Source organism: Candidatus Tisiphia endosymbiont of Xenochironomus xenolabis, from assembly GCF_964264705.1.
Taxonomy (GTDB): domain Bacteria; phylum Pseudomonadota; class Alphaproteobacteria; order Rickettsiales; family Rickettsiaceae; genus Tisiphia.
This window is the reverse complement of record NZ_OZ183473.1, coordinates 1,188,163-1,200,848: the sequence shown is the minus strand read 5'-3', so window position 1 is coordinate 1,200,848 and position 12,686 is coordinate 1,188,163. Positions and strand designations below refer to the sequence as shown.

The window sequence follows — 12,686 nt, the reverse complement described above, 5'->3', positions numbered from 1 at the left end:
TATGACGACTTCAGAGCATCAAAATTTAATTAAATCGGCATCTTATGTATCTTTTATTTTAGCTGCATTCATCTTATTTATTAAATCTTATGGATGGATTGTGACTGATTCTCAGTCTATTTTAGCATCTTTAATTGATGCTATACTTGATATTTCATCGTCTTTTATTAATTTGATTGCTATTCGTTTTGCACTGCAACCCCCTGATTATCACCATAGATTTGGGCATGAAAAAATCCAAGATTTAGCAATTTTTTCACAATCAGTATTCTTTTGTATTTCTGGTTTATTTATTTGTTTCTCTTCGATAAAATCTCTTATTGATAAATCTGTTCCAAGCAATATAGAGTCTGGTATCAATGTAATGTATTTGTGTATTATACTAACTTTTATTTTGGTAGCTTATCAAACTTATGTGATAAAAAAGACTAGTTCAGAAATAATAAAAGTAGATAAATTACATTATTTTACAGACTTACTAACAAATATTGCGGTAATCTTTTCTATAAACTTAACTACTCGTTTTTGGTTTATAGATTCATTATTGGGTATAGCTATTTCATTGTACATAATATATGCTTCTTATGCTTTGTTCAGAAAAGCTTTAAAAAATCTTATTGATGAAGAGTTACCAGAAAAAGATAGAAGAAAAATTATATCAATAATTAGTAGCTTTAAAGAAGTAAAAGGCATCCATGAAATGAAAACTAGATATGCTGCAAGTAAGCCGTTTATACAATGTCACATAGAAATGGATGCAGATATGTCATTATATAATTCTCATTATCATAGTGATCAAATTTGTAGTGCATTGCTATTAGAGTTTCCAGGGGCAGAAATAATTATTCATCTAGATCCATATGGTTATGAAGAAAAAGTTAATTACCGTGAAAAGATCAACAGAATTTAACAATTTTTTTATGGAGGAAGCTCTAAAGCAAGCACAATTTGCTTTAGATAAAAATGAAATTCCAGTAGGGGCTATTATAGTCAATAGAATAACTAACAAAGTTATTGCAAAGGCTCATAATATTGTTGAGCAAACCAAAAATCCGGTATTGCATGCTGAAATTGTAGCGATAAATCAATCTTGTCAGATTCTATCTAGTAAAAATTTATCAGATTGTGATATGTATGTTACTTTAGAGCCATGCGTTATGTGTTCTGGGGCAATATCTTTCGCTAGAATAGGTAGATTATTTTATGCAGCAAATGATCCAAAACAAGGGGCGATTGAAAATGGTGGACGTTTCTTTAATAGCAAATCTTGTTTTTACCGCCCTGAAATATATAGTGGCTTTTCGGCAAAAGTTTCTGAAAATCTAATCAAGGAGTTTTTTTACAAGGTAAGATATCAAAAATGTAATCCCCGTTTACTATAAATCTATATTGCCTTATCTGACTTCTTAGCAACAATCTGAATTTCGATGCATAGGCTAGGAATTAGTTTACCTAATTTAAGGTTAAAATCTAACCACCATTTATGATTTTCAAGTGGTCGAAGAATACCTCCTGAAATAACTCGAAATCCTCTATGTTCTAAAATTTCCAATTCAGTATATTTATGAAGTAATTTTGTAAATGTAAGTAATGAAAATGCTTGAACATGACCTCTAATTTTTTTTACTCGACATATTTTATCAATTAAAGGCACTAAATATTGACGTACTAAATGTATTCCATGAGGGAAAATTGGAACCCCCAGAAATAAGATCCCGCCAGGCTTTAATACTCTTTCTATCGATTTAAAAGCAAGTTCTAATTCATATAAATGTTCTAAAACTTGTTCACAAATTACAATGTCAAAACTGTTGCTCGGAACATTTAACATTCCTTGCATTAAATCAGCTTGGTATAAACAACTATAAGATTCCTTCTTATATATATCACCTCTTATTTCAATATCGGCTCCATAATAATCTATCACTTCATTATTTGGTTGGTTTTCGATATAACGCCGAGATACACCAGAAGCAACACCAATATCTAATAACTTTACTCTTTGGTTTTTAGATTTAATTTCACTTACAATACGACTAACATCTTTTGCAATAACGTAATATCTACTTTGACGCAAACTATATTTCTCGCATCTACGAGAATCTACACCAAAAGCCAACTGTTTTTTATTAGTCATAATACCAAATTTAATTTCTAATTTCTTACTTTACAGAACATAGTGTATCATTAATGATCGGAGAAAATTCTTTAACTACAGCTTTATAAAGTTTTCGTTTAAAGGGAATTATAATTGACAATAATTCGTCAAATTTAACCCAACGCCATTCCTCAAATTCTGGGTTACTAGTGTTAATATTAATATCTTCATTAGTGCCTTTAAACCTAATTAAAAACCACTTTTGTTTTTGCCCTCGGAAATTACCATTCCATAATTTAGGTATTAAAATTTTAGGTACGTCATAACTATACCAATATTTGCTTTCTGCAAGAATATCACCTTTATTACAACCTATTTCTTCTAGCATTTCCCTAAGAGCTGCAACACTGGGTGTTTCTCCCAAATCTATACCGCCTTGGGGCATTTGCCAAGCCGATATTTTAGTGTCGATTCCTTTACCAACAAACACTCTATTAGTACCATCAATTATCATCATACCTACACTTGGTCTGTATGGTAATTCATGGTAACATTTACGAAGAGTTTTATTTTTCATATTCTTAAGTTTTGTATGAAAGGCAGATTTGCAAAATGCCCATCTCTCAACCTATTATACCTGATTGCTCTTCATTTGTGTACCTAAATTATTAATCTTAAGTTATTTTAATCACTCTATTTCTCCCTTGTTCCTTTCCTTGATAAAGAGCTTTGTCGGCACGCTCTATAAAATCACTAATAGTTTCTCCAGTTTTATATTCAGTTACTCCTATTGAGATAGTTTTTTTAATAGGATTTTCTTGAGTTTTAACTTTAAACTCAATAGATTCCACTCTTGTTCTTACCCGCTCCGCTACATACATAGCCTCGTCAATTGTTATATCGTTTAACAGGACAGCAAATTCCTCACCTCCATATCTAGCAATTAAGTCTGTAACCCTAAAAATATTCTTCAGAACATTAGCAACGGTTTTTAGCACTACGTCTCCCGCTTGATGACCATAATTATCATTAACTTGTTTAAAATAATCAATATCACACATTAGTAAGCATAAAGGTCTTTTGCTATCATCAGCTTTTTTTACCATTTGCTTTATATGCGTATCAAAATAATGACGGTTAAATATACCAGTCAAACCATCTTTAATAGATAAGTTTACGCTTAATTCTAAATCATTGCGTAATTTATCTTGATAGTGTTTTCTTCTCAGTTGAGTTCTAATTCTAGCTAACAGCTCATTCTTATCTACTGGATACATAAAATAATCATTAATACCCAGTTCTAAACCCTTGATAACTGTTGCTCTATTTTCTTCTTCAGCTTGTAATATCAGCACTATATCATGAAATTTAGTATTAGAGCGTAACATCACGCTTATTCTCAAAGGGTCTCCTTGTTCTAATTGGCAGCTAATAATTACTAAATCTAGAGTATCTTCACTATCTTTCTCCAATTCATTGATATCAGATATTATTTTGATATTGGGGGTAAGAGTTAGAAGCATTTTATTGATATTTCTTGCCTGTACTATATCATCGTTAATTAACAGTATTTTACTATCTGAAAAATTATCTTGTATTTCTATGACAGAGCCACCTAATTCAGCATTAGTAGTGTTTCTTAGTTTGAGTTCATCAATAACCGCCTTCATTCTAGCAAGAGATCGTACCCTGGCAAAAAGAGCAGTATCATCAATAGGTTTTGTTAAGAACTCATCAGCTCCAGCTTCCAGACCTTTGATGCGATCTTCAGTATCAGAAAGGGCTGTAACCATAATAACTGGTATATGCATGGTAGAAATATTAGACTTAATTCTTCTACAGGTTTCAAATCCGTCCATATCAGGCATCATGGCATCAAGCAATACAATATCAATTCTATTAACGGCAAGAACATTTAGAGCGTCTTTGGCGTTATTGGCAGTAAAGACAGTGTAATATTCCCCTAAAAGTTTAGCTTCCAGTAATTTAATATTTGCTTCTATATCATCAACTACTAGTACATTGGCAGTCATAAAATAAATATATTCTCTTTGATGTTTTTTAATAATATTAGACCTCTTGCATAACCTAAAGATAATTGAGGAATTTTTAGGAAAAACGAAGTCGAGTACCGCAGCGTACTAAGATGTACGTGAGGAACGGAGACGAGTTTTGACAACAAAATTACCAATTAGATTAGGTTATGCAATAGGTCTATTGTGATTGTATCATAATTTTTTATAGCACTAAGTAATTTTACTAAATTATTATCAGGATAATTTAAAATTTGCAGGAAAGTACAAGACGTCATTGCAAGGAGCTTAAGTAGCATTGAAGTAATCCATAAGAAGTAACCAAAAATGGATTGCTTCGTTGGCTTACGCCTCCTCGCAATGACGAGTTATACAAGTATACGTCATTGCGAGACCACATAGTGGTCGCGGCAATCCACACATTATTGGATTGCTTCATCGGTTTACGCCTCCTAGCAATGACGTTTTTACCCTGTCATTCCCGCGTAGACGGGAATCTAGACCCTGCCCCAAAGCAGGGGTGACACAAAAATGGATTGCTTCGTCGCAATGACGTCGATTGTTTTTTCCTACGATTTCTAAACTACTCTGAAATTATATTACTTAAATATACTTGTTTTTATAGCAGTTATTGTATATTCTTCCTAATAAATTCATGTCCTTAATAGTTAATTTGGGACTAGATTTTAGATAAGTGATAATAATAAAGTAATAATAATATGAAAATTTCAGCAAATGCTATTAGAGCTGGCAACATTATAGTATATAATAATGAGCTATGGGTTGTGCATAAAACGCCTGAACATACTAAACCCGGTAAAGGTGGGGCTTATGTACAAGTAGAGATGAAAAATTTTAAAACTGGTACAAAGCTTAACGAGCGGTTTAATTCATCTGATTATGTTGAAAAAGCACAACTTGATACCAAAGATTTACAATTCCTCTATTTTGAGGAAGATAATATAGTGTTAATGGATAATGAGACCTTTGAGCAAATTTTAATTAATAAGTCAATTCTTGGTGAAAGTTTGCCATTCCTTGAAGATAATATGGTATTAAAGGTACAGTTTTATGAGGAAAAAGCTTTAAGTGCTGAATTACCACAAACCGTTATTGCTGAAATTATGCAAACTGATCCCGTAATTAAAGGGGCTATGGTCACATCTTCTTACAAACCAGCAATTTTAACTAATGGAGTAAAGGTAATGGTACCACCTTATTTAGTGGTAGGTGAGAAAATAGTGGTAAAAATTGAAGATGTTAGCTTTGTTGAAAGAGCTAAGTAATATCTTATGCAACAACCGATAACCAATTTACTTATTGCTGCTTCACGTAAAGCTGTTAAATTTTTGCATAGAGATTTTTTGGAGCTAGGAATGCTTCAAAGGTCTAGTAAAGGAAATTATGATTTTTGTAATAAAGCTTATGTTAAAGCACAAGATTTATTACGTAATGAGTTGCAAAAATATACAAGTGCGTTATTCTTTCCAGAGGATAAGTTTAAACTAGATAATAGTGAAGAGATGGTTTTACTAATAAATCCGCTGGATGGTTTTAGTAATTTAGAAAAGAGCCTACCATTTTTTGCTCTATCTATAACGTGTTTAAAGAAGATTAATCAAATTTTAACTACGATATGTACGGTGATAAATTTTCCAGCTTTTGATGAGATTTATTATGTTGAAAAAGGAAGAGGGGTATGGTCAGAAAATAATACTAGTAACAATAGTAGATTAAGGGTTTCTGGTTGTAGTAGTGTTGATAATTTTCTAATCGCTACCGATGATCTTAATATTAACCCAGTTTTTTTGAAAAATGCTAGGGTTTTTGGTTGTCATTGTTATGGAATGCTACTACTGGCAGCTGGTAAGATTGATGTTGTTTATTGTTCATCATTAAATTATACTTTGAAAGCTGGCTTTGATCTAATCGTCCGAGAAGCAGGCGGAGCAATAATAAATAATGATGAAATGTTTGTTGCTACTAATTATGAACTTTCTAAAAAATTTGAACATTTATTAGCAGAAAAAACATCTATTTGAAAAATATTTTATTTTTATTTTTTTGTTATATCATGTACATTAAGGTAACCCCAAAGTCATTGCGAGACCACGCAAGTAGGTCAAAGCAATCCATTTCTAACCATTTTCTTGGATTTGCTTCGTCGGCTCACGCCTCCTCTCAATGACGTTTTTACCATGTCATTCCCGCGTAGGCGGGAATCTAGCCTCCTGCTTATGCAGGGGTGACACAAAAATGATTTAGATTTGCTATATAGGGATTTTTAATAATTTGATGTTATATTATGAAGAAATTTACTGTTAATTGTGATTTTGGTGGGCAAATGGCACCGTTTACCATATATGTAGGGCAGCCTGAGCCGGGACATCATCCTTTACATTTTCAGGATGACTGGTTATCAAAGCAACGTGGTGGAAAAATACCCACAGAGGTAATGGATGCAATCACTAAACTACAAGAACTGGCTAATAAGAATAATGTATTACTTGAAGAATTATGTGTGTATGCTCTTGGTTCAGCCCAAGAAGAGGACGATAGAGCTGAAAAAAATGAAGAATCAGAAAGTAATAATGATATTAGCGATGATATAAAGTGACAGGACGAAAAAGTTAGATGTCACCCCTGCGAAATCAGGGGTCTAGATTCTCGAGAAAGCAAGAATTACATCATGTAATCGGATTAGCTATAGTAATAAAAAAAAATAAAAATAAAATGCAATTACCTATTAGTGTCATTAATAATATAATGTATAATAACAATATTGCCAAAAGTAAATAATACAAATTAGAGAGTGAGAATGAAGCAATATAATGATTTGTCGAAGATTATTCATCGAGAAGGCTACATATTTATTGTAAGCTTTGCTGTGATAACTTTTTTACTCTTTACTGTCAATAATACCTGTGGGTATATAGGATTGGTTATGACAATTTGGTGTGTATATTTTTTTAGAAATCCGGATCGATTTACCCCGATTAGTGACGATTTGGTGGTTAGCCCAGCAGACGGAATAGTACAAAAAATAACTGAAGCAGTTCCGCCGATAGAACTTGGTCTTGGCGATCAGGAGATGATTAGAGTTAGTATTTTTTTGAATATTTTTAATATTCATGTAAATCGTATTCCAGCTAACGGTAAGATTTTATCTCTACATTATAATCCAGGAAAGTTTTTTAATGCTTCTCTTGATAAAGCCAGTATATATAATGAACGTCAATCTGTTTTAATGGAAACAAAAAGTGGGCATAAAATTGCTTTTGTCCAAATAGCAGGATTAATAGCCAGAAGGATATTATGTGACTTAGAAGAAGATACTGAGGTTAGAATTGGTGATAGATATGGTATTATCCGTTTTGGTAGTAGAGCGGACGTTTATTTGCCACTTAAAACTGCCCTTTGTGTTACTGAAGGGCAAACTGCAGTTGGTGGAGAAACTATTATTGCTGATTTTAAGAACAAAAAAACATCTGAACTTAAATTTGAAAGAAGGTGAGGCTATTGCTACTTTAATGTAAGTATATAGGTATAAATTGATTAGAATACGCAAAGTTAGAATAACAAAACCAATTCCGTTTATAAAATTGCTTCCTAATTTTATCACTCTATTGGGGCTTGTGATTGGTATTAGTGCCATTAAATTTGGATTGGATGGTATATGGGAAAGGGCTGTATATTGTACCTTAGTTGCTGCTATAATAGATGGAATTGATGGTAGGATAGCACGGATGCTAAATGCTACTAGTCCTTTTGGTGCTGAACTGGACTCATTATGTGATTTTGCTAATTTTGGAGTAGTGCCGGCTTGTCTTGTATATTTATGGTCTTTTCAACAATATGAATATAAAGTATTTTCATGGGGAACTATATTGCTATTTATCGTATGTATGGCATTAAGGCTTGCGAGATTTAATACTGCTATTTTTCATGAGGCAAATAATAAGAAACTAGAATATTTTTTTACTGGTGTACCTGCTCCTTGTGGAGCTTTACTTGCTTTAATTCCCATGATTTTAGATTTTGAAGTGAGTGGCATTTTAGGTATCAATATTCGTACCCATACCATTATAATAGGTCTATATATTGTGGTAATTGCTTTTTTACTGGCTAGTAGGTTGCCAACATTTTCGACAAAAAATATTAAGATAAAACACGAATATTTATCATTAGCTATGATGGTGTTTGCTGTTATCATCATAAGTTTTATTATATATCCATGGTATTTATTACCATTCATTGCCTCTATATATATTTTGTCTATACCAATTTGCTGTTTTATTAGTAAGAAAATTTAAATTATGTTAGAAGCTTTTGAAAAATATAAGTCTCATCCATTTTTTAAATATTTTCTAGTTTTGTTCAGTGTAATAGTTGTATATCTAGCTTATAATATTTATATTTGGAGTCATACAGAGTCGACTGATAATGCATATATTGAGGCAGACATATCTAGCGTTAGTTCTGAGATTAGTGGAGTGATTAAGAATGTATTGATTTCAGATAATATGAGAGTAAAAAAAGGTGACCTTATTGCTGAAATCGATGATCAGGATTATAAGTCACGCCTTGCGTCGCTTGAATCTTCTATTAATGCATCTATTAAAAATATAGAAATCATAGAACAAAAAACTTTAATCACACAATTTAATTTACAACAAAGTAAAGAGGCTGTTGATTTTGCTAATACTAATTTGGAAATTAATTCAACTGAGTATACAAGAGTTCAAGAACTTAACAAAGGGAATTTTTCTAGTAAGAAGACATTAGATGAATCTAGAATGTCTTTTACTAAAGCAAAAACTGATTATAATCAAGCAAAGTTAAACTTGCAAATAGCCCAGCAAAAATTACTACTTTTAGCTTTGCAAAAAACTGCTGAAGAAGAAAAATTGAAAGGGTTATTGCAAGATAAAAATATAATAGCCAGGAGTGTAGTAAATACCAAAATTACAGCTCCGGTTAATGGAATAATAGCAAATAGTAGTTTGCAGGTAGGAAATTTCATTAGCCCGGGTAGGGTATTATTTTTTGTTGTACAGGATGAACGAATATATGTAAAAGCTAATTTTAAAGAAACACAAATTGCTAAATTTCAGTCAGGGCAAAAAGTTAAATTACAGTTTGATTCTTTACCCAAAAAAGTTATATATGGTATAATACGTAACGTATCACCAGCTACCGGCTCGAAATTTAGTCTAATTCCCAGTGATAATGCAACTGGGAATTTTACTAAGATTGTTCAACGGGTTCCTGTATTAATAGATTTTGAGGTTCCTAAAAATGGTACTAGTAATTTGATGCCAGGAATGTCTGTGATAGTTTCGGTTAGGACTGATGAGACGTAAGTATTCACGAAAAAAAGTTAAAATACAAATGTCTATTAGCGAGGCTTGCAATATCTTTTAACGTCATTGCGAGCGAACGTATTTGAGCGTGGCAAGCCACACATTTATTAGATTGGATTGCTTCACCGACCTACGTTCTCCTCGCAATGACGTTTGAGGCTTTTTACTCCTTGCTAATAGACGTCTTGTACTTTAACTTTTTTCCGTAAACATTCACTTTATAATTACTGTCAAATATCTACTAGTTCTTGATAGGTTACTTCCAAAACCTCATAAGATTTTGAACCTTTAGGAATTGTCACTTCTACTACATCTCCAACTCCTTTACCGATGAGAGCCTTAGCAATTGGCGATACTATCGATACTCTCTTTTTAGTTATATCTGCTTCATATTCTCCAACAATATGGTACACAACTACTTCTTCTGTTTCGTCATCGATCAACTTAACTGTGGCACCAAATTTTATGCTGTCACCTGAGAGCTTTGAGGTATCAATAATTTCCGCCCTTGCCATTTTATCTTCAAGATCTAAAATACGACCTTCAATAAAACTTTGTTTTTCCCTTGCTGCATGATATTCTGCATTCTCAGATAAATCTCCAAAATCTCTAGCTGTTGCTATAGCCTCAATTACTTTTGGTCTTTCTACATGTTTAAGGTGCTTGATTTCTTTCTCTAGACTATCGAACCCTTTATGTGTAATAGGAAATTTTGTCATAATAATATGTCTTGTCTAAGTTAAGTTTTCTAGTATATTTGTTGTGTTAAACTTTGTCAAACAGCCCTTTTAGATTATCATGCAAACTAAAATATTTAAATTTGAGATACAACGTAAAACTTTCCATTTATATAGCTTAATTGTACCGCTTTTTTATTTATTTTCATCTAAATTAGTTGTTACTACACTATTATTTTTACTTACCGCCTGTGTATTATATATAGATATTGCCAGGAACTACAATTTATATGTTAAGAAATTTACAGATAGATTTCTTAGAAAGTTTATGAGACCCGAGGAACGGAGTGGTTCATTCAGACTAAGTGGTGGTAGTTTTATGGCAATTGGATTTTTTTTGACAGCTCTTTTATTTTCAAAAGGTTTAGCGATTTCATCTTGGTTGATATTGATAATAGCTGATTGTCTTGCTGCGTTAGTTGGTACCAAAATAGGTAAGCCTTTAGAAAATGGTAAATCATTGGAAGGTTCTATTGCCTTTCTAACTTCTGCAATTTTTATTAGTATGTTAGTGTATTTTTTCATTGGCTATCATACTAGTTTTACTGTTATCATCATTAGTTCTATAGTTACTACTATTGGTGAATTTTATGCAAAGGATTTATTGATCAACGATAATTTATTAATACCTCTTACTTACTGCTTTTCTACGATTATATTCACCTTTATTTTAGGTTTATGAGAATTCCATTAGAATTTTATGAACTTCTTAGAACCCGGATTAATTTATCAGATATTGTTCGGCAGAAAGTAGTTTTAACTAAAAAATCTGGAAATTACCTAGGGCTGTGTCCTTTTCATGTTGAAAAATCTCCATCATTCACTGTAAATGATGCCAAGAGATTTTATTATTGTTTTGGCTGCACTGTTCACGGAGATGTTATAAAATTTGTTGCTAGTCTTAGCGGTTTATCTTACAAAGAGGCGGCTATTAAACTTGCCAATGATTATGGCATTGAATTGCCTAAATTAACCGTAGAGCAACAAAAATTGCATGAAGAATCGGATGAACTACTTGATATCTTAGAGATGGCAGCAAGGTTTTTTACCTCACAATTGTCACAAGAAGTATGTAATTATTTACGTGACCGCGGTATTAGTAAAGAGTCAATTAAAGAATTTTCCATTGGTTTTGCTCCTCCGGCTAAGGAATTGCAGAAATTTTTTGAAAAAAAATCAATATCTTTGAAAAAACTTCAAAAAGCAGGCTTAGTGGGCAAGGGAAATGATGGTACAATGTATGAGATATTTTATAACCGGATAATTTTTCCGATTAGGAATATTTATAACAAGGTAATTGGGTTCGGGGGACGAGTAATTGGTAATGGATTGCCTAAATATTTAAATTCTCCGGAAACCATATTATTTCAAAAAAATGAAACATTATATGGAGAGAATAATGCGATTAGTGTTGCTTATAAGAAAAACCATTCAATCTTGGTTGAGGGGTACTTAGATGTTATTGCCTTGCATCAAGCTGGTTTTAAAGAGACAGTAGCAAGTCTTGGTACTGCGGTTACAGAGAATCATTTGCAGAAATTATGGCGTGCCGGAGATGAAATAGCACTTTGTTTAGATGGTGATATGGCGGGGATAAAAGCTACTCAACGAGTAATTAACCTAGTATTGCCGTTGATAAATGGTAATAAGAAAATTTCCTTTGTGATGTTACCTGGCGGCAGTGATCCTAATGATATTATCAATAAAGATGGGGCAGGGGGCTTTACCAAAATTTTTGATAAAAGGATTAATCTATCCGAAATGATTTGGCGTTCCGAATATGAAGGTAAGATTTTTGCAACCCCGGAAGATAAAGCTATTTTGGAAAAAAATCTTGAAGATTACTGTAAGCAAATAAAAGATAGGACACTTAGCCATAATTACTATAGATATTTTAAAGACCAAATATGGCAAAATTTAATTAAACGCCAAAGTAAAGGGATTGCAAAAAATTCAAATGTAATATTTTCAGCTCCTGACTATTCGGAAATTGAGATGTTAGAACAAGTTTTTTGTATGATGTTAGTAAAATTTCCAGAGATAGTTAAAAAGCAAGAAATAAAGGGTTTTTTATTAACGTTACATTTTCAAAATAAAATGCTTGAAGATTTTCGTGATTGGTATTTTGCAGAGATTATTAGCAATGATATGTTAGATCAGGAGAATATTATTGATTTGGCAGAAAAAGCTGGATTTTATGAGACTTTTTCGCTATTGTCAAAACCTAATAACCTATTCCTAGATATATCATTTAATAAGAATGATATAGATTCTGAGTTGCTTTGGCAATGGTTGCATAAGAAACATCACCTAGTACTATTAAAACAAGAATATAGTTCCATTATTCAAAATGGAACGGATGAAGAATTGAAAAAAGCTATGCTATACCGAGAAGAAATTATGAAGGTCTCTAAAGAACTTTATAATCTAAACGAATCTTTTACTAATTGACTTA

15 protein-coding genes are annotated in these 12,686 nt (G+C 32.1%); 11 read left to right on the top strand and 4 right to left on the bottom strand.

Going from position 1 to position 12,686, the window contains the following annotated elements; genetic code table 11:
• Window position 1: 1 nt before the first annotated feature.
• Entirely contained in the window at window positions 2-910 is a 909-nt protein-coding gene (locus ACFELY_RS05830; protein ID WP_375333892.1) for a cation diffusion facilitator family transporter, read from the top strand.
• The gene (locus ACFELY_RS05825; protein WP_375333891.1) at window positions 867-1,382 is read left to right on the top strand and encodes a nucleoside deaminase; all 516 of its coding nucleotides are present in this window, start codon (window positions 867-869) and stop codon (window positions 1,380-1,382) included. Before ACFELY_RS05830 ends, ACFELY_RS05825 begins: the two co-directional genes overlap by 44 nt.
• 2 nt (window positions 1,383-1,384) lie before the next feature.
• Here ACFELY_RS05825 and ACFELY_RS05820 read toward each other — a convergent pair whose 3' ends face one another.
• From ACFELY_RS05820 to ACFELY_RS05810, 3 genes are all read right to left on the bottom strand, one after another.
• On the bottom strand, window positions 1,385-2,137 hold the full coding sequence (locus tag ACFELY_RS05820) for a class I SAM-dependent methyltransferase (RefSeq protein ID WP_375333890.1): 753 nt from the start codon (window positions 2,135-2,137) through the stop codon (window positions 1,385-1,387).
• A gap of 25 nt (window positions 2,138-2,162) precedes the next feature.
• Window positions 2,163-2,675: an RNA pyrophosphohydrolase gene (locus ACFELY_RS05815; RefSeq protein WP_375333889.1), complete on the bottom strand. Its 513-nt coding sequence runs from the start codon at window positions 2,673-2,675 to the stop codon at window positions 2,163-2,165.
• 97 nt (window positions 2,676-2,772) lie between these two features.
• Window positions 2,773-4,131 (bottom strand): PleD family two-component system response regulator, encoded by a 1,359-nt coding sequence (locus tag ACFELY_RS05810; protein WP_341759110.1) that lies wholly within the window; start codon window positions 4,129-4,131, stop codon window positions 2,773-2,775.
• 719 nt (window positions 4,132-4,850) lie between these two features.
• Between ACFELY_RS05810 and efp the strand changes: the two genes are divergently transcribed.
• The 7 genes from efp to ACFELY_RS05775 all read left to right on the top strand — a co-directional run bounded on the left by efp (window position 4,851) and on the right by ACFELY_RS05775 (window position 9,494).
• Window positions 4,851-5,417 (top strand): elongation factor P, encoded by a 567-nt coding sequence (efp, locus tag ACFELY_RS05805; protein ID WP_375333888.1) that lies wholly within the window; start codon window positions 4,851-4,853, stop codon window positions 5,415-5,417.
• A gap of 6 nt (window positions 5,418-5,423) precedes the next feature.
• Complete coding sequence (locus ACFELY_RS05800) at window positions 5,424-6,173, top strand: inositol monophosphatase family protein (RefSeq protein WP_375333887.1); 750 nt, start codon at window positions 5,424-5,426, stop codon at window positions 6,171-6,173.
• A gap of 263 nt (window positions 6,174-6,436) precedes the next feature.
• Window positions 6,437-6,748 (top strand): DUF2610 domain-containing protein, encoded by a 312-nt coding sequence (locus ACFELY_RS05795; protein ID WP_341759108.1) that lies wholly within the window; start codon window positions 6,437-6,439, stop codon window positions 6,746-6,748.
• Between the two features lie 17 nt (window positions 6,749-6,765).
• Complete coding sequence (locus tag ACFELY_RS05790; protein WP_375333886.1) at window positions 6,766-6,930, top strand: hypothetical protein; 165 nt, start codon at window positions 6,766-6,768, stop codon at window positions 6,928-6,930.
• Between the two features lie 19 nt (window positions 6,931-6,949).
• The gene (locus ACFELY_RS05785) at window positions 6,950-7,645 is read left to right on the top strand and encodes a phosphatidylserine decarboxylase (RefSeq protein ID WP_094649169.1); all 696 of its coding nucleotides are present in this window, start codon (window positions 6,950-6,952) and stop codon (window positions 7,643-7,645) included.
• A gap of 37 nt (window positions 7,646-7,682) precedes the next feature.
• Window positions 7,683-8,444, top strand: coding sequence for a CDP-alcohol phosphatidyltransferase family protein (locus ACFELY_RS05780; protein WP_375333885.1), 762 nt, complete (start codon window positions 7,683-7,685; stop codon window positions 8,442-8,444).
• A 3-nt stretch (window positions 8,445-8,447) separates the two neighbouring features.
• Entirely contained in the window at window positions 8,448-9,494 is a 1,047-nt protein-coding gene (locus ACFELY_RS05775; protein ID WP_375329790.1) for an HlyD family secretion protein, read from the top strand.
• Between the two features lie 230 nt (window positions 9,495-9,724).
• Here ACFELY_RS05775 and greA read toward each other — a convergent pair whose 3' ends face one another.
• Window positions 9,725-10,216, bottom strand: a complete 492-nt coding sequence (greA, locus tag ACFELY_RS05770; protein WP_341759875.1) for a transcription elongation factor GreA — start codon at window positions 10,214-10,216, stop codon at window positions 9,725-9,727.
• A 76-nt stretch (window positions 10,217-10,292) separates the two neighbouring features.
• Here greA and ACFELY_RS05765 point away from each other — a divergent pair, with 76 nt between their 5' ends.
• A complete protein-coding gene (locus ACFELY_RS05765; protein ID WP_375333884.1) occupies window positions 10,293-10,913 on the top strand; it encodes a hypothetical protein in 621 nt (206 codons plus the stop codon).
• A complete protein-coding gene (gene dnaG / locus ACFELY_RS05760) occupies window positions 10,910-12,682 on the top strand; it encodes a DNA primase (protein WP_375333883.1) in 1,773 nt (590 codons plus the stop codon). The genes ACFELY_RS05765 and dnaG overlap by 4 nt, the downstream gene beginning before the upstream one ends.
• Window positions 12,683-12,686: the final 4 nt, after the last annotated feature.

Coding starts and splice junctions, on each gene's coding strand:
- ACFELY_RS05825 (WP_375333891.1), top strand. CDS start 867: ATGAAGAAAAAGTTAATTACCGTGAAAAGATCAACAGAATTTAACAAT.
- ACFELY_RS05785 (WP_094649169.1), top strand. CDS start 6,950: ATGAAGCAATATAATGATTTGTCGAAGATTATTCATCGAGAAGGCTAC.
- ACFELY_RS05810 (WP_341759110.1), bottom strand. CDS start 4,131: ATGACTGCCAATGTACTAGTAGTTGATGATATAGAAGCAAATATTAAA.
- ACFELY_RS05795 (WP_341759108.1), top strand. CDS start 6,437: ATGAAGAAATTTACTGTTAATTGTGATTTTGGTGGGCAAATGGCACCG.
- ACFELY_RS05765 (WP_375333884.1), top strand. CDS start 10,293: ATGCAAACTAAAATATTTAAATTTGAGATACAACGTAAAACTTTCCAT.
- ACFELY_RS05830 (WP_375333892.1), top strand. CDS start 2: ATGACGACTTCAGAGCATCAAAATTTAATTAAATCGGCATCTTATGTA.
- ACFELY_RS05800 (WP_375333887.1), top strand. CDS start 5,424: ATGCAACAACCGATAACCAATTTACTTATTGCTGCTTCACGTAAAGCT.
- ACFELY_RS05790 (WP_375333886.1), top strand. CDS start 6,766: ATGTCACCCCTGCGAAATCAGGGGTCTAGATTCTCGAGAAAGCAAGAA.
- dnaG (WP_375333883.1), top strand. CDS start 10,910: ATGAGAATTCCATTAGAATTTTATGAACTTCTTAGAACCCGGATTAAT.
- ACFELY_RS05775 (WP_375329790.1), top strand. CDS start 8,448: ATGTTAGAAGCTTTTGAAAAATATAAGTCTCATCCATTTTTTAAATAT.
- efp (WP_375333888.1), top strand. CDS start 4,851: ATGAAAATTTCAGCAAATGCTATTAGAGCTGGCAACATTATAGTATAT.
- ACFELY_RS05820 (WP_375333890.1), bottom strand. CDS start 2,137: ATGACTAATAAAAAACAGTTGGCTTTTGGTGTAGATTCTCGTAGATGC.
- ACFELY_RS05815 (WP_375333889.1), bottom strand. CDS start 2,675: ATGAAAAATAAAACTCTTCGTAAATGTTACCATGAATTACCATACAGA.